12 protein-coding genes, 3 pseudogenes and 1 riboswitch are annotated in these 17,593 nt (G+C 37.6%); of the genes and pseudogenes, 3 read left to right on the forward strand and 12 right to left on the reverse strand.

Annotated elements, in window-relative coordinates; all coding sequences use genetic code 11:
• Positions 1-149: 149 nt before the first annotated feature.
• On the reverse strand, positions 150-2,408 hold the full coding sequence (locus ACSR9O_RS15025) for a metallophosphoesterase (RefSeq protein ID WP_491724629.1): 2,259 nt from the start codon (positions 2,406-2,408) through the stop codon (positions 150-152).
• 701 nt (positions 2,409-3,109) lie between these two features.
• Positions 3,110-3,288, forward strand: a riboswitch (Lysine riboswitch).
• Between the two features lie 132 nt (positions 3,289-3,420).
• Here ACSR9O_RS15025 and dapA point away from each other — a divergent pair.
• Positions 3,421-4,317: a 4-hydroxy-tetrahydrodipicolinate synthase gene (gene dapA / locus ACSR9O_RS15030; RefSeq protein ID WP_491724630.1), complete on the forward strand. Its 897-nt coding sequence runs from the start codon at positions 3,421-3,423 to the stop codon at positions 4,315-4,317.
• 447 nt (positions 4,318-4,764) lie between these two features.
• Here the strand turns inward: dapA and ACSR9O_RS15035 are convergent, their stop codons facing one another.
• Positions 4,765-5,256: an Lrp/AsnC family transcriptional regulator gene (locus ACSR9O_RS15035; RefSeq protein ID WP_230175854.1), complete on the reverse strand. Its 492-nt coding sequence runs from the start codon at positions 5,254-5,256 to the stop codon at positions 4,765-4,767.
• Between the two features lie 236 nt (positions 5,257-5,492).
• On the opposite strand from ACSR9O_RS15035, the gene ACSR9O_RS15040 reads away from it, so the two are divergent.
• Positions 5,493-6,407 carry a DMT family transporter gene (locus ACSR9O_RS15040; RefSeq protein WP_491725472.1) on the forward strand — a complete coding sequence of 305 codons (915 nt, stop codon included), beginning with the start codon at positions 5,493-5,495 and terminating at the stop codon, positions 6,405-6,407.
• 136 nt (positions 6,408-6,543) lie between these two features.
• Here the strand turns inward: ACSR9O_RS15040 and ACSR9O_RS15045 are convergent.
• Positions 6,544-6,821, reverse strand: a pseudogene (locus ACSR9O_RS15045) (DNA alkylation repair protein); the annotation flags it as partial.
• 45 nt (positions 6,822-6,866) lie between these two features.
• Between ACSR9O_RS15045 and ACSR9O_RS15050 the strand changes: the two are divergent.
• A pseudogene (locus tag ACSR9O_RS15050) lies at positions 6,867-6,967 on the forward strand (DNA alkylation repair protein); the annotation flags it as partial.
• Between the two features lie 205 nt (positions 6,968-7,172).
• Here the strand turns inward: ACSR9O_RS15050 and sdaAA are convergent.
• From sdaAA to cysC, 9 genes and pseudogenes are all read right to left on the reverse strand, one after another.
• Complete coding sequence (sdaAA, locus tag ACSR9O_RS15055; protein WP_311735946.1) at positions 7,173-8,735, reverse strand: L-serine ammonia-lyase, iron-sulfur-dependent, subunit alpha; 1,563 nt, start codon at positions 8,733-8,735, stop codon at positions 7,173-7,175.
• 69 nt (positions 8,736-8,804) lie between these two features.
• A complete protein-coding gene (locus tag ACSR9O_RS15060) occupies positions 8,805-9,986 on the reverse strand; it encodes an amidohydrolase (protein ID WP_491724631.1) in 1,182 nt (393 codons plus the stop codon).
• Between the two features lie 14 nt (positions 9,987-10,000).
• Positions 10,001-11,236 (reverse strand): MFS transporter, encoded by a 1,236-nt coding sequence (locus tag ACSR9O_RS15065; protein ID WP_491724632.1) that lies wholly within the window; start codon positions 11,234-11,236, stop codon positions 10,001-10,003.
• Positions 11,237-11,398: 162 nt separating this feature from the next.
• The gene (locus tag ACSR9O_RS15070; RefSeq protein ID WP_491724633.1) at positions 11,399-13,717 is read right to left on the reverse strand and encodes a helix-turn-helix domain-containing protein; all 2,319 of its coding nucleotides are present in this window, start codon (positions 13,715-13,717) and stop codon (positions 11,399-11,401) included.
• Positions 13,718-13,939: 222 nt separating this feature from the next.
• Complete coding sequence (locus ACSR9O_RS15075; RefSeq protein WP_260357799.1) at positions 13,940-14,500, reverse strand: HPP family protein; 561 nt, start codon at positions 14,498-14,500, stop codon at positions 13,940-13,942.
• Between the two features lie 194 nt (positions 14,501-14,694).
• Positions 14,695-15,228: a GNAT family N-acetyltransferase gene (locus tag ACSR9O_RS15080; protein ID WP_101225068.1), complete on the reverse strand. Its 534-nt coding sequence runs from the start codon at positions 15,226-15,228 to the stop codon at positions 14,695-14,697.
• A gap of 183 nt (positions 15,229-15,411) precedes the next feature.
• Positions 15,412-15,735: pseudogene (locus ACSR9O_RS15085) on the reverse strand (zinc-binding dehydrogenase); the annotation flags it as partial.
• Between the two features lie 2 nt (positions 15,736-15,737).
• Positions 15,738-16,916, reverse strand: a complete 1,179-nt coding sequence (gene sat / locus ACSR9O_RS15090; protein WP_230175846.1) for a sulfate adenylyltransferase — start codon at positions 16,914-16,916, stop codon at positions 15,738-15,740.
• Positions 16,917-16,984: 68 nt separating this feature from the next.
• Entirely contained in the window at positions 16,985-17,581 is a 597-nt protein-coding gene (cysC, locus tag ACSR9O_RS15095) for an adenylyl-sulfate kinase (RefSeq protein ID WP_491724634.1), read from the reverse strand.
• Positions 17,582-17,593 lie beyond the last annotated feature (12 nt).

The following is a 17,593-nucleotide window of genomic DNA, read 5'->3' on the forward strand; positions in this document are numbered from 1 at the left end:
AAGCTTCCAGCGGGGTTCCGGCTAGCTTGTTTTTTGTTAAAATATTTTTTATTTGTCCAGAGTTTGTGAGACATAGAGAAAAAGCGAACTTCCCCTTAAGGAAAGTCCGCATTTTACAAATTTCAAGAAAAGTTCATCTGTTCTTCTCTTTACTTTGGTGAAACGATCATTTGGTCATCCAATCTAATATCGTCAATCGACCAAAACCAATTATTTTTAGCATTATGCATTCTCCATTGTAATTTCATAGAGGCAGCATCTTCAGGAACATTAATCGATTTAACTTCATACTTATTCAAAACATGTCCATTTTTATTATCCCAAGCAGCTTTATTGTCATAAACGAGAACTTGTTGTTTTTCCCCATTATCAAAGACAGCAGTCACTTCAGCAGTTTGCGTTCCTTCTTGTTTATAGTGGGATGCAAATCCTAAGTATAGCTCTTTGGCATCATCAACTTTTACAGTAGGTGAAGTTAATGTACTATCAAAAAAGCCTTTTGCTGCTGGTGAACCGTTATCATCCCATTCATCAGGATCCGCTACTGCTATAACACCTTGACCAAGTTCAAATTTGTTACGCTCCTGGTCTTCTGCTTTTGTCCAAAAGTCCTTTGTTGTGAAGCTCCAACCTTGCCACTCTTCTGTACCAGCTGGCATATTCGAGCTATTCGTAACCGACCAGCCATTAGGAGCTGTATGGCTCCAACCGAGAATGGAACTTGGAATGTTTTCATTCACTGCTGGCTTTAATGCAGACTCTAATTGGTCAAAACTTTCTCCAAGCATCATGTTGACGAATACATTTATATTCTTGGAGCCAATTATTTGGCCTTCCTCGTAAGCAGTAATCTTGAATTGTGATGAACCCGATATCTCCTTGCTAGGTGTAGCTTTTATTGTCAACATTTTTTCTTCTGTTCCTGATAGCACATACTCAAGTTCATTGTGCTCTACACTCCAACCTTCAGGTGCATCAACTTTAATTTTCCCGTTCATACTTTTACTTCCATAATTTTTCACCTTCACTTGGAGTGCAGTCGATTCACCTTCTGTTACTAAAGAAGGAGAAGCTTGTACCGAGACCATTTCCAGGGCTTTTGTCTGACCATCAGCCAGTAACACCTTTTTACTGCTATTGTTAAATGAATCTAGTGCTTGTACCTTAATTTCATAATCAGTACCTGGCTTAAGTCCAGCAACAGGGAACTCTAAATTCTTTGGCACAGGATCATAATAGAATTCAGAAAATGCGGTGAAATCTGCGTCCATCTCCCCTGTTTCCTTGTTTTTGGCTGTAATGTGATATGAATGTACGAGTGCGTTATCTTTTGCCTGTGGAAATGTTACATTTAAACTTCTTAGTGTAGATTTTTCTTCTACAATCGAAGCCTTATCTTTAACTGCAAAAACCGGTGGTAACTGATCTCGATCGTCTGTATATTTAAATTTATTTTTTTTAGAAGGATTTTTTATTACCCATGGTTTTCCTGTCCAATCGTCTTTATGAAAGTCACGTTTTTTAATGACAACTTCATTATTATAAACTTCTACAATCATTCCTTGACTAATATCCCGATATCCTTCTGGATGGAACCCTTGAAGTTTACCTGGCTCCAATTCCAAATAACTTACAGAAGACGTGCCAACTGACGTAAAGTCTTTTTGATGAATCGTTCTCGGGTCTTCGAGTGGATAATGAGAATGGCCTGAAAATGTAATAACCTGTGGATGTTTCTTTAAAGTATCATATAAAAGTTCTTTATTTTCCTGAGTTCCCCACAAGTCACTTCCATACACAGTGTCTTTAATGTGTTGATGAAGAAAAACAAAGATTGGTTGGTCCGGATTCTCTTTTTCTGCTGCAGCTAACTTTTCACCTAGCCAGTTAATTTGATTAACGGAATATAAACCATGCGTATTACCATTTTCCGGACTTAACGTAATAAAATCATATCCATTTACTTTTTTATGATAGTAAAGAGAATCCATTCCTGTTTTCTCGAGAAAACGATCTTGTGCCTTTTCAACGGAAAGTCCATTCCAATAATCATGGTTCCCCATTGTAAACATGGATTGGACACCACCTTGTTTCTTCTCATTATAAATGGAGAAGAACTTATCATATTCAGAAGCGTATCCATAGTCCGTTAAATCCCCAACGACAACAAAAGCATCCTGTCTAGGCGCAGCTTTATTTAATTGATCCATGGCTGTTCTGAACTTGTTCATATCAGCTGTTGATCCATCATCAATATGCACATCACTGATTACTGGAAAAACGAGCTCAGGTTTACGTTTATTATCTGAATTTGAAGATTCCGAGAATGCTTGTACACTTGATAAAGAAGTTGTTAATCCTACCGTTACAACTGTCAGCATTGCTGCAAATTTATTTTTCCCTTTCAAAATCAATACCTCCTATTTATCGTTTAGCTAATTATGTATTTTTTAAACAGATCAACAACTATCCTCCTTGTTTATAAATTTTTAAGGTGTTTACCAATTAAAATAGTAACTTTACATTATTAATAAAATATAAGACCAATGTAATTTATATATTAATAAATCAAAAAAGGACTAAGGCCAGTATTCGTTCCATTCACTTTTGTCTCGTTTTTGGTATTGATTTTCCATTTCTTAATGGGAATGGAATCCTATCCCTCAACTACGTAGTTACCCGTAAAATGGTAAATGATTCCACAGTGCATAGAAATACCAATTTTCATATGGTAAAGTCTAGAAGAAGGAAAGGAGAGAGGTTATTATAAAAAATTATTAAATATTGTGATGGTAATAACTCTTGTCTTTGGACTGTTTTTTGCGATTGCACCGATGAATAAAGCATTAGCATTGTCCTACGATAATACAAACCCTTATTCGACAGGTTGTGCTTCTAAAAGCCCAATCACCTATGAAACAGAATATATATATAAAACTATTAATGTTGAGATTACATAATCTAAAAAAGATGAATCCAGCCCTATACCGTATCCATTTTCATTGATTATTCATGTATTCTAAAAAAATATTTCTAAATTGCCTTGCATTAGAAAGGATTCCTTGTTATATTACAGTCAATTAAATATTTTCTTACTTCATACTTTTGAAGTGAGGATAGAGGAGCAAAAACCATTAGTACACATTTTGAGGAGAATGAGATCCTATGACTATTGTGGAAAGGGGAATTTGCCGAAGCGGAAAGAATCTCATGTTCTTGAAGCTGGTTCTGCTATTGAATAAATACAGGACTGTCATATAGGAAACTATATGGAGGGCTATCTTATGCGCGGAAACATTTTTTGATAAATATTGTTTCTACTGCAGCAGCGAATCCTCGTTGTTGCTTTTTTGCGTTTACTCCTGAATGGCCCACCACCTCTGAATATTTTCAAAAAATCATACAAAAGGGTGTGAAGTTATGAATTTTGGCCAAGTTTTAACCGCAATGGTTACCCCGTTCAATCATAATGATGAGGTTGATTTTAATGCTACGAGAACTTTAGTAAACTATTTAATTGCTAATGGCTCTGATGGATTAGTAATAGCTGGTACAACTGGAGAGTCCCCTACATTAACAACAGAAGAGAAACTGGATTTATTCAAAATTGTTGTTGAAGTTGTTGATGGAAGAGTTCCTGTCATAGCTGGAACTGGCTCAAATAACACGAAAGCTTCCATCAACTTAACAAGGCAAGCTGAGGCAGCAGGAGTCGACGGAATAATGCTCGTTACCCCATACTATAACAAGCCGTCTCAAGAAGGATTATTTCAGCACTTTAAGGCTATTGCCCAATCAACATCTTTACCGGTAATGCTCTATAATATTCCAGGACGAAGTGTTGTAAACATGTCAGTAGAGACGATTGTTAACATCTCAAGAATCAACAATATTGTGGCAGTAAAAGAGGCAAGTGGTGACTTAGATGCCATGGCACAAATCATAAGCAAAACAACTGGTGATTTTACATTGTACAGCGGCGATGATGGGTTAACATTACCGGTTTTAGCCATCGGTGGAACAGGAATTGTTTCGGTTTCTTCACACATAATTGGTAATGAAATGCAAGAAATGATAAATAGCTTTAAAAATGGTGATGTCCATGGTGCTGCCGCTACACATCGTAACCTTCTTCCAATCATGAAAGCATTATTTGCTGCACCAAGCCCCGCACCAGTAAAATCAGCATTAAATATGCGGGGGTTAAATGTTGGAGGTGTCCGGTTACCATTGGTCCCTTTAAACGATGAAGAAAAAAGAGCACTACAAATGGCTCTACAACCTAGAAACGAAGAAGCTGTTTTGTTAAATAAATAAATAAATAAATAAAGATAATGATTCATTCAGCATACTTTAATACCGTTTTTCTAATTAAAGACCATAATAAACGGGATAAAATTTTAAAAAGCAGTGCAACTCATAAAGAGTGCACTGCTTTTTAATCGATCCACGGCTCAGTGCTTAAACTGGTTGAGCACTCCATTTTCAAGAAAAAATATATGGCATACAGTTGGAATTATAAATTTCAAATTTCTAACGCAATGATTTTATCGGGATCGATCATAAGCTTGTATTTCTAGTGATGTTGAGATGTAATTATTGAAAGACATAGTGTACCTGCCCAATTCTCTTGAAGTGATAAGAATAATCTTAAATGACTCGTTCCTTGGGATCCAATCTATAAAGGACTTCATTTTTTTATTTCTTCTTCTACCTTTTCTCTCTCTCTCTTGTTCTATAAAACACGTTCGTAAAAGTGTACTTTTACGAACGGGACTTTTCTTCCCATATAGGTAAAACAGTTGAATATTTAATTTCTCTAAGAGCTAGGCTAGTTTGAATTTTTGTTATGCCTAGTTTATTTAACTTTCTAATAAATATTTCTAATTCCTTCCGATCTTTATTAGCCACTTTTAGAAGATAATCATACTCACCTGTTAAACAATGACACTCTAATACTTCTGACATAGAAGCTAATGCCTTTTCCAAAACTTCCAGTTCTTCAGCTTGATGTATATTTGTACTAATAAAAATGAAACATAATAAATCAAAACCTAGCTTCTCCTGGTTTAAAATTGCTACTTGTCCATTAATAAACCCTTCATTTTCCAAACGTTTTATCCTTGAATGTATAGCTGGGGGAGATAACTTGACACGCTTTGCAAGCTCAGTATTACTTAACTGTGCATCCTTTTGCAGTAAATCTAAAATTTGAATATCAACATTATCTAGAACCTTGCTTACGATAGATTCCACTTATAGTCACTCCTTTTACAAATGTTCCAAAAATAGTATCACTTCAATAGCAAAACAAAATTTTATTCTGTTTATCGGCAATATTTATTAATATTATTCTAAGTTTCTTCTATTATACAAAATAATATATTAATAACGATCTAAAATGTTAAAATTATTAATAAATAAATGCCATTGTGCACAATGGCTTCGATCCTTTTACTTAAACAGTGAAAGATGTAAAGGAGCAGAATGAAATGCAATATTATTATTTTTCGTTATTACTTTTAACAAGTTTGTTATGGGGTGGAAACTTTGTCGTTGGAAAGTCGCTTGTCGAACATGCTTCTCCGATGACATTGACGAGTTTAAGGTGGATCATTGCTGTTAGTTGTCTTTTGCCAATTGTATGGTGGAAAGAAAAAAAGATATTTCCTCCTCGAAGTGCAATCCTTCCTTTATTTTTGATGGGAATTACAGGTGTGGTTCTATTTAACCTATTGCAATTTGTAGCATTAGAGAAAACATCAGCGACTAATGTTGGATTAATATCAACATTAAACATGATTTCAATTGCTATTTTTTCATTTTTCTTTTTAAAAGAAAGAATTAATATTCTACAAATGTTTTCTGTGTTTTTTTCGCTTATTGGCGTAATACTTGTACTTTCAAAAGGAAATATTGATCTTTTCCTTTCATTACGATTTAATACAGGTGATTTATATATGATGGCTGCTGTATGCGTTTGGGGAATATATTCCGTTTGTAGCAAATGGGCAATGGTAACGACAACACCCATGATGTCTACATTATATTCTGGTATATTTGGACTTATAGTTCTTCTACCGTTTAATTTTTCCAATTTTACAGTTTCTAATATAAATACTTCCTTCATACAATCTATTTTATATACAGGCGTTATCTCAACTGTAGCATGTATGGTACTTTGGAATATTGGTGTACAAAAATTAGGTACAACTACATCAGGTATTTTCTTGAATTTTAATCCTATTTTTACTGCAATTTTAGCTTTTCTATTATTAGGTGAAAAAATGACGTGGATACAAGGAATTGGTAGTGGTATTGTGATTATAGGCTGTTATTTGTTCTCACATTTTAAAGCGAAGGTGATTTTCAAAAAGAATTCTAGACAATCGCAGATTCAAGCATGATATTTTTTCAAAGTCTAAAAACATAAAATCTCTCGTGATTACTTTTCTATATATACAAGAAAGCCTGATCCAAGGTGGATACAGGCTCATTTGTTCAAAAACTTTACGGATAAGGAATAATAAAAAAGTGCTAATTTTAACATCTTACATACTTGCGTTTAAAACCAATCCTTCCTGTTTCGACTTCTTTTTGAATACTTTCGTAAGCTTTTAGAGAGCTGCTTTTTTTCTTGTCAGCCTTTGCGGTCTCGACTGCCTTTTCATGGTGCGGCAAATATGAAATCCCCACGGTGTATAGAAAATTATTCATAGCTGATTTCGTTCTGGCGAATCGTGAATTGTATTTTTCACAAGGTCAAGCATATTGGAAATCTTTCTTTCTGAAAATTCAACGTCTAGTTGATTCCCTGAAAGCACCGTCTAGCTGAAGAGCTTTATTGCACGAGGACTTACGATGCTATGTCCTATGCAGGCATTATTGTTGCCCTAAAAGCCATGACTGAGTCGGATTATGATCGTTGGTTTCATATTTTAATATGCTGTCAGATTTAGTAGTTGCTTATATATGGAATTATTATTTTGCACTTCCGTCTTTTTGGAATTTCCCCTATTAAATTTTGCCCTTAAGATTGGCATCACATTATAGACAAACGGCATTCGGAACGAATTCATTCCGAATGCCTTTTACGAATTTCATTCGCATATCATGCTTTCTTGCATCAGCGAAAATACGATTACGAGCTTAATTGATGATTTTATAGGTAACTACTTAGTTTGAACCAATACAATTTCGTCAATAGTCGGAATCTCTCTTTTTAATAAAGATAAGAGAGTGTCTTCGATTGTATTGTCGATTTCACAAATTGTTATTGCAGCACCATTGATTTTGGAACGTTCATTGGCCATACGGGCTATATTGAACCCTTTTTGATATAGAATTTCCGATAATTCAGCAATAACCCCTTTTTGGTCAGAATGACGAATAACAAGTGTTGGCCTTTCACCTGAAAATTTAAATGGATACTCATCGAATTCCTGAACCTCCACTTTACCACCGCCTAAAGAGCTGGCCAAAACCTTTACAGTACGTGTGAACCCTGTCAATTCTACGAGAACCGTATTTGGATGGTAGCTTCCAAGCACCCGTTTCGTGAATTCATATTGTAAACCATTTTCCTCAGCAATTTCCTTTGAATTTGGAATGCCGTCATCCATGGTAGAGAACCCGAGCACACCGGCTAAAAGAGCTAGGTCTGTTCCATGGCCTTGATAGGTTTCTGCGAAAGAGCCCATCAGCGAGAACTTTGCATATACTGGATTTTCATTTAGTAGCTGGCGGGCAATATTCCCGATCCGGACAGCCCCTGCTGTATGGGAACTCGAAGGGCCAACCATTACGGGACCGATGATTTCATACGCACTTTGGTATTTTGCCGGCCCACAGCCACTAGTTTTTTCATTTAAAATCTGCTTCTTTAATTTTTGCCCGGTCGGAGTTCCGGCAAGACCGCCTATCCCGGTTTCTCTCAACGATTCGGGCATTTGCTGTCCGACTTCATGCATCACATGGATGACTTCATCCGGCGGGATGACCGAGGCTATCCCGGCTAAAGCCATATCCGCAGCAGCTTGGGCGGTAATTGCATGTAAACCGTTGCGGATGATGCACGGGATTTCCACCAGCCCAGCAACCGGGTCACAAACCAAACCCAGTGAATTTTTTAAAGCAATTCCGACGGCATTTCCAACCTGCATTGGTGTTCCACCGGCAAGCTCTACCAGGGTGCCGGCTGCCATTGCGGTTGCTGATCCTATTTCAGCTTGGCACCCGCCGGCTGCCCCTGATATCGAAGCTTTATTGGCAACAACTAAGCCGAGAGCAGAGGCAGTGAATATTGTCTGTACAAGCTGCTCTCGGGTAAATTTCCCGCTGTCAAGTGCGTGAACAAGGACAGCTGGCAAGATTCCCGCTGAACCAGCTGTTGGCGTTGCCACAATCCGCCCCATTGCAGCATTTACTTCTGATACCGCGAGCGCATTTGCTGCAGCATTCAATGTTTTAGGATTGACAAATGAATTACCGTTTTGGGCATACTGATAAAGACGGTTTCCATCCCCACCAGTCAAACCAGTACGCGACATGACTGGACTCATTGTACCTCTGCGGACAGCCTCCTCCATTACAGTAAATTGTTCTGACATTTTTTCGATAATCGTTTCCCTCGAACAGCCTTTCTGTTGTACCTCTGTTTTGATCATCAATTCCGAAATAGTTGAGTTTTCCTGCTCTGCTTGTTCAATTAACTCTTTTAAATTAGTAAATGTCATGTGATCACTCCTATAAAGAAGAAGGTTCCCACGCCGCAGGCATAAGAACCGTCCCCTTTTTCCCTTTTTTTACTTCTGTCCAAAATATTCCGCAACCACTGCTGCCATTGCTTTTGCCGCGATGATAAGGCTGTCCTCATTAATGACAAATTTAGGATGATGGTGAGGATAAACTGGTCCATTCTCCGGCTTTGCTCCAACATAAAACATACTGCCAGGAATTCTTTGCAAATAGTAAGCAAAATCCTCTGAACCGGACATTGGCGGTGTTTCCATTAATGCTTTGATTTCAGGAATTCCAGCCTTTTTAATCCCATTTACAACCAGTTCAGTCATGGCATTATCATTCACCAAAACAGGGTAATCATGCGAATATATTAAGTCATAGGTAATGTCAAATTCTTGAGCAAGCCCCGCTAGGATTCGCTTGAATTCCGTTTCCACTTTAGCACGAACTTCACTGGACATGGTTCTAACGTCTCCTTCAAGTTCCACGCTGTCCTTTATGACATTAAATGACCCCTTTCCATCAAACGAGCCAATCGTTACCGTCGCCATATCAAAAGGATTGATTCGGCGACTGACAATCGTCTGGGCTGCTACAACAAAATGGCTTGCTGCGACAATACTGTCATTGCTTGTATGCGGCATCGAACCATGTCCGCCTTTTCCTTGGATTTTCACTTTGAAATATGAGCGTCCGGCCTGCATTTCTCCAGAACGATAGTAGACTTCCCCGGTCACCGACGGGGACATTAGGTGAATACCGAAAATACTTTCCACACCTTCCAAACATCCATCTTCAATCATGGCAATCGCTCCACCAGGAGGCGTTTCTTCCGCAGGCTGATGCAAGATAACGACGTTTCCTCTTAATTGGTCTTTCATTTCGATTAATGCTTCGGCTAATATCATTAAATAGGCAGTGTGTCCATCATGACCACATGCATGCATAACACCTGGATTAACCGATTTAAAAGGTACATCTGCCTCTTCCATAATGGGCAGTCCATCAAAATCAGCACGCAGGGCAACCGTTTTACCTGCCAGTCCGCCTTCGATTTTAACTACCACTCCATATCCGCCAACATTTGTCCGTATTATTACATTTTTATCTTTATAAAAATCAGCAATATATTGGGCCGTTTTTTCTTCTTTAAAAGATAATTCAGGATGTTGATGGAGATATCTGCGTATTTCAATCATTCTTTCTTTTTTCTCTTCAAGTTTTTGCATTAGTTGATCTAACATCATTTTCCCTCCTATTATTTTTCTGTTTTAACGGTAAGTAAAACTAGACCGCATATTACTACGGCTATTGCCAAGGTGATAAAAACGATAGAAAACGATCCACCAGCCATGGAAATTAAAGCACCGAATGCCATTGGTGCAATAAAGCCCCCAAGCGTTCCACCCGTATTGACGATCCCAATAGATGACCCAATTACTTTCTCAGGCAAAATTTTGTGCGGCCAAGAGAAAATTCCCACAAAAATCGTGGTTAGTAAAAATGTGAGCACATATAAGAAAGCAATGGAAAGGGCCAAGGAATTTGAGAATACTAAACCAAGAAACAACAAGGATGAAAGGACTGAACATACCATTAACAGTAACTTTTCCTTGCCAGCGAAATATTTTGTCAACAATACACCTGCAAATATGGAGGCTAATGTTCCTCCAATAGCGTTCACTGCCAGAATTATCCCTACCGTACTAATGGATAGTGAAAATTTTGTCTTTAGGAAAGTTGGCAGCCATGACATATTTCCGTAAAAAGCCACATTCGCCAGAAGCATGGCAACGAATAAAATAATTACATTTCGATTAGAAATCACTGACTTAAAACTAACTTGTTTCTTTTCAATCTTCGTTTTGGCAGTTGGTTGGCTATTAGGTACCAATATAGCAACCATAAGTAACGCAATGGCAAAAAATGTCCCCAGTGCATAGTAGGCATAGTGCCAATTTAAGTCAATCAGCCGTGCCCCGATTACAAACGCAAAAATTCCGCCAATTCCACTCGTTGACAAAATGAGCGATTGAATAAAAGTTCGTCTTGATTTCGGGAAATTTTCGGCGATTCCTTTTGAACAGCTTGGAGGATAGCCTGCATGGCCAATACCAGCCAAGAAACGAATCAAAATAAACATCAATAAGCTTCCAGCAAGGCCAAATGCAAATGAAAATATCGTAATGAGCGAAAGCGAAAGCATCAGTACCTTTTTATATCCAATCCTATCTGCGAGCCATCCCCCAGGTATCTGCATTAACGAATAACCCAAGAAAAATAAACTCATTATCAAACCGGTTTGACTTGTTGTTAGATGGAATTGTTCTGCAATTGGGATAATTGCAGTCGAAATCATGTTTTTGTCCATGTAAATCATGGAATAACCAGCCATTAAAGCTGTAGTCAACAAAACTCCACCGGTATTCTTTTCCTTTGATACCGAAAGTTTTGCATCGCTTTGCTTCTTAATCGTTCCTTGAGAAACAGACATAAAAGGCTACCTCCGAATTAATATTTATGTAATCGCTTTCTTATCTTCATTATAATTTTTTTAACTTTTTAAAACATTCCAATCATTGCCGAAAACACACTCCATCATTTGCCCTTTTTCATAACTTGGCTTATCCAAACAACAAAAAAAGACCATTAAGTTTTAACCTAATGGCCTAATTTCAAAGAGATGAATGGCATTTAACGTCAAAGTGGATTGTAATAAGAGCTCCGAGGCAATGTTTTCCTCATAGATTTGCAAATCTGGATAGGCTCGCTGCTTGAGATACGTAATGATCTCTTGATCATAGATATACTGCTGATTGAGATTGAGCCAATTAAAGTAAAATGCACCGTTATTTCTATCGAGAATGTATTTGCGAATTTGATAAGTGCCAGAAGGCAGCCCTGAAATCATGATTTTCTTTTCCTTTGTTAAGGAGCTCAAAAAGAAGCTTTCGACAGAATAAGTGGGATTTACATAGGAATTGTTATATATAGCTAATTGGTACCCTTGTTTCCCCTTCGTCAGTATAAAGTCCTCACCTTCGGCTAAAATTTCTTGCCCAATTTTTGCGATTAAATGCATGTTAAAAAACGCCGGACGTTTTATTTGATAATAATAAAGGAGGGCAATTCCATTCATTGCAATATTATCATTATTCATATTACTATTTTCTAATGAATGGGTATCAATCCAAAATCCCAAACCGGAAATCTCTTTTATAACATCAAGCATGTCTTTAAAAATGAGAGCTGATCGAAAAAAAGTTCCACTTAAATTTACTGTATTACCGTAAAGTGTATTCCAGTTTGTCAAGTAAATTGGTGTGCCAGCCAAGCCAGCTGAAGAAAGGTTTGCTTTTAATTCAATACACGACTTTTTTATATAATCTTTTACTCCCTTGAAGGAACTGTTATCCATATCGGTAAAGTCCAATTGTTCATTTGGATTGCAGCTGAAGCACACCAGGTCAATTTGATCCATTTGCTTTAAAAATTCAGTAACAGGGACTGATAATCCTTTTTCTAAGGAAAATGGTACATGGATTCCAACTTTTGCGGTGGAAGCCCTCTTTTTAACAGTTTGAAGGTATTCTTGATAAAAAGTCCGGGCTTTTTGATCCCACTCGGTGAACACCAATTCAAATTGCCACTTCCCGACAAAGTCATCTCCAAAATAACTGACGGCGTGCTGTAAAAAATCATCTAACATCCTTATATAATCGGGGCTGCTTACGACTTCCTTTTCAATCTCAACGCTAATGAATGGAATTAAACCCAGCCTTTGAAATTCGTTAAATAACGCATCAATCTTATAATAAGGCCCTCCTATTTGCAAAAACGGGTCCATTGTCGTAAAAGCGGGAGATAATAGGTTCGTGAAATAGGCATATTCAAAATGAAGCTGCTCCTGAACAAGCTTTAATTCTGCTTGGACTTCTTCATTTAATGCATATTCCAGCTGTCCAATCACCAGTAATCGCTGGGCTTTATCCCGGACAAGAATAGGCTCTTGCGGAAGATTAATATGTACCGCAGAAACCCCCGATTCTTTCACCGTAACATTTTGGTCTTTTTGCGAAATATACTTGCTCAATTCAATTAAAAAGTGCGGCGAATTCACCAGAGTATATTGTTCGCTTATATTATTTACTTCCTGGAAAGGTTCTTTTTTATGAAGACCACGATATTCTGCAGGTGTTTGATTGTACATTTCCTTAAAAGCCTTGTTAAAAGCTTTCACATTTGGAAAACCATTATTTAACGAGACTTTCATAATGGTATGATCGGTATATAACAGCTCATGAACAGCTGATTTCAAGCGGATTTGTTTTATATATTGTGAAAAGCTGACACCGACAGCCTGCTTGAAATAACGGGACAAATAGTATAAAGATAAATATTGCCGTTTGGCAATCTCTTCTAAAGACACTTGTTTACGATAATTTTTTTCAATAAAAGTAAGGATTTCCCTAATTCTTTCATCCTTCATTTCGATAAATCGATTCTGCCCGAGATGTGTGGTTTTGAAATTTCGGATAAGGAGTGTAACTAACTTGTAAATCAGGCTGTTGATTTCAAGTTCACTTCCATCCTGCTCTTGGTAATATGCGATCAAAATTTCAGCCAAGAGTTGACGGATCTGATCAAACAGAAGATATAGCCCATTATCCTCTTTGGATGAATGGCAGTCGAAATAACACACATGAATATCCTGATAAAGCTGCTCGATGGAATTTAGGGGAATTTGCAGCAATAATACTACATTATCTTCGTGCCCCTTAACGGTATGAACATCATTAGCATTAATTAGCAGGAGATCATTTTCCGCCAAATGCCAGGAATCTTGATTGACGATAACTTCAACTTCTCCCCGAATTACGAAAAGAAATTCTATTCCTAAATGGATATGCTGTGAGTGATGGCGAATATTTTGCAAACTGATTTGATAAGAATCTCCTAATGTAGGTTCAGACATGAACATTCACCTTTTTTAATGGGATTTTACCACTCCCCATCAAGCTTTAGCAAATCATTATCATACGTTATTTTATGTAATGTGATGGTAAGTAAGGTTTTTAATTCTATTAGTAAGAAAAAGCGCAGCTCCCCGCTTATTGAAGTAAAGCAGTTATCAAATAAGTGAGGAGCTATAATACAGTCACAAATGAAGCACCCGTTTGGTTAATATATTAATTTTTCAAAACCAGTGCTTTGGATATTGTCTTGTTTGAAATAAGTTATTATAGATCATCGATATAAATACTAATAATAAGGTACCTATTACAATTGAAATCAGGAATCCCCAACCAGCTTGAGAATTAATAGAAACAAGGGCACTTGCCGCTGCGGGGGGATGAACAGTCTTTGTGCAAGTCATTATAATCAATACAATAGCCAATGTTAGACCGATAATGAGCAGGCTTTTACCAAAGAAGCTCCAAATGATAAGAGCTGATGTAGTAGAGATAATATGTCCTCCAATAACATTACGTGGTTGAGACAAGAGACTTTTATGCGCACCAAAAACAATAACACAGCTCGCCCCAAGAGGAGCTAATGCCATAGGGTATCCTAAATGGAAAGCTATAAAACTAATAATGATAATAGCAATGAGTCCACCTATAGCTGAAACAAAGGAATCCATATAATCTATTCTGTCTTTTTCCCTAGCTTCGCCCTTCATTTTCTTTAAGTATGCTGTTAAACCTATGTTTTGTTGATTGCTCCAACTTTTTTCAAGACTTTTTTCTAATTCCATAATTTATGTTTTCCTCGCGTTTTCTAAGTAAGTCGACAAGTCGACAGGGTTTTTATATATTGTTATCTTACAGGAAAACAATGAACTTTAAAATATATATCTTAATTTTCATTTTTTGTTTTCCATAAAACAGATAACAACTTCCCTTATATCTGTAAGCATTGCGCGAGTGTTCCTAGTACTTTGTTAATTCATTAAGGCTTTACCGATAATAAAGAGTATAGATTAGTATCAAAAGAAACATCATTTTGGTACATATAATCTCTCAATATCCCTTCTTTTTTGAAGCCTAAATTTGTCAGCAACTTATTGGATGCTTTATTTTCAATAAAAACAATTGCTCCAATACGCGTTAAGTCAAGCTCTTTAAAACCATAGGAAATCACTTTACTGACAGCTTCTGTTGCATAACCTTTGCCCCAATAATTTGGGAAAAGTGCATAGCTCAGTTCTGCTCTCTTATGTTCATGGAACCATTCTTGAAATCCAATCGTTCCAATAATGCCATCCGTTCCTTTCAATTCAATTCCCCATTTAATACCACGTTTTTCAACAAAATTCTTTGAAAAATTCGTAAGGATTTGCTTCACCTGATCTATATTTGTTAATGGAGGTTGCCCATAATATCGTAATACATCTGGATTGGAAAAACATTTTAATAAATCCAGTGCATCCCCTTCAGCCAATTCTCTCAAGACCAATCGTTTTGTCTCTAATATTGGAAACATTTTTCCACTCCCTTTGCTAAAACTAGATCTATATCGTTCCAGAGGCACACCTCGTTAACACCGTACGTACTACCCTGACATTTATCAGACTTCCATTTTTAAAAAAGGTCAGCCAGGTATACACCGGCTAACCTTATGATTAACGCATCCCTTAGCTTTATAAAAACTTACCTGTTTCATTTATTAGGATTTGCCACCATGTTCCAGTTTCATGGCGATATTTCCCTTCTTGTGTCCTTTCTCTACATATTTATGGGCTTGAACTATTTCTTCAAACTCATAATATCTGTCAATGACCACTACTAACTTCCCCGCTTCAACAAGTTTTTTGAGGAAGTTTAGAGCTTCGGGAGTTTCAGGTGAATTTTGACTCAATATCAGCTTCTTGCCTGTTGTCAATTTAGTCCATAGCATTCGTACACCGGGTAACGGCTTGGCAACATTTAGATAAGTTCCGTCCTTCTTCAGCGATTTTATACAAGCATAGGTCTCACCGCGTTTACAATAGCTTACTCGCCTTCATTTATCTTCATGCCTCTAATAAGAACTTCAGCCACTTCAGGACGTGTAAACTCAAGTGGCGGGACAAGGCCGTTCCGGAGCATTTCCCTGACTTTGGTGCCACTTAATATAAACCTATCTTCATCTTTGTGGGGACATGTTTTCAGGGAAGCCATATTCAAACATTTTTTGCAGTAAAAGCTATGTTCAAAGAATAGAGGTTTAATGCCAATTTTCAGCGGATCAAACTGGCTAAAAATTTCTTGGGCATCATATGTCCCATAATAGTTGCCTACACCCGCATGATCTCGGCCGACAATGAAATGCGTGCATCCATAATTCTTTCGGACAATTGCATGAAATACTGCTTCCCTGGGCCCAGCATAGCGCATTGCTGCTGGGTATATGGCAAGTAAAACCCTATCCATTGGATAGTAGCCTTTTAGTAAGGCTTGATAGCTTTCCATCCGAACATCCGCAGGTATATCATCTTTTTTCGTTTCACCGACAAGAGGATGCAATAATAGTCCATCAACGGTTTCCAATGCAGTTTTTTGCAAGTATTCATGTGCACGGTGTACTGGGTTTCTCGTTTGAAAACCGACAACAGTATTCCAACCTAAATCCGTGAACATCTTTCTCGTTTCGGAAGGGCTCATATGAAATTCCCCGAATGGCTCATGCGATGACCTATTTATTAAATAAATTGGTCCCGCAACATAGATATCCCCTTGTCCAAACAGCTTTTTAACCCCAGGGTGATTGGGATCGTCTGTTTTGTATACGAGTTTTGCTTCCTCCAGTTTATCGTATTCAAACGTTTCTTCCACCTGTATGATACCAGCAAGTTCTCCGTCATCACTGTATAAAGCGACCTCATCGCCGATGTTCAGCCGGTTTGCCTCTTCCTTCGTGACAGGAAGAGTGATCGGTATCGTCCATGGCAAGCCATTTGCCAGATGCATATCTTTAATGACACTTCGGTAATCTTCTTTTCCCATGAATCCTATAAGCGGGCTGAACGCTCCGTTTGAAATCATTTCCAGATCGGAAACATTCCATTTCGAGATGGTCAGGGACGATAAGGATTTACACTTTTCCAAGTATTCCACACGGTCATTTCTTGATATTTCACGTTGAATCAGTTTCCCGCCATGTGGATCGATACTGGTTCTTTGAACCTTCATTTATAACCCCTCAATCATTTGATTTGGTTTGTTTCATATTCTCTTTTACTAATTCGGCCAAGTCGATGTTAAAGACTATTGTCCTTTAAATAATTCATGACCTGCTGCACACATTCTTCAATGGTGTATTGACTGGTTTCAATTAGTACCTCCGGATTTTCCGGTTCTTCATATGGAGCCGAAACGCCTGTGAATGAGGTGATTTCCCCACTTCTAGCTTTCTTGTACAATCCTTTGGGATCCCGTTTTTCGCAGGCTTCGATGGGACACTTTACATAAATCTCAATAAACTCATCCTGTTGTACTTTTTTTCTTACTTCCTCCCTGTCACTCGCATAAGGCGAAATGAAAGTGGCCAACACTACTATTCCGCTATCCACAAATAGTTTGGAGACTTCTCCGATTCGCCTTATATTCTCTTTACGGTCACCAGAGCTGAAACCAAGGTCTTCATTTAATCCATTCCGTAGATTGTCTCCATCTAAAATATATGTCGAAATTCCCATCGCATGCAGTCTTCCCTCGACCATGTTGGCAATGGTGGACTTACCTGACCCTGATAAACCAGTAAACCAAAGAATATAGCTTTTATGTCCGTGCTGAGCTTGCCTTAGCTCTTTCGTAATGGAAAAAGAATGTTGATGGATATTCTCTTGTTTACTCACACTATCTCCCCT

It is taken from the genome of Peribacillus sp. B65 (assembly GCF_058513295.1).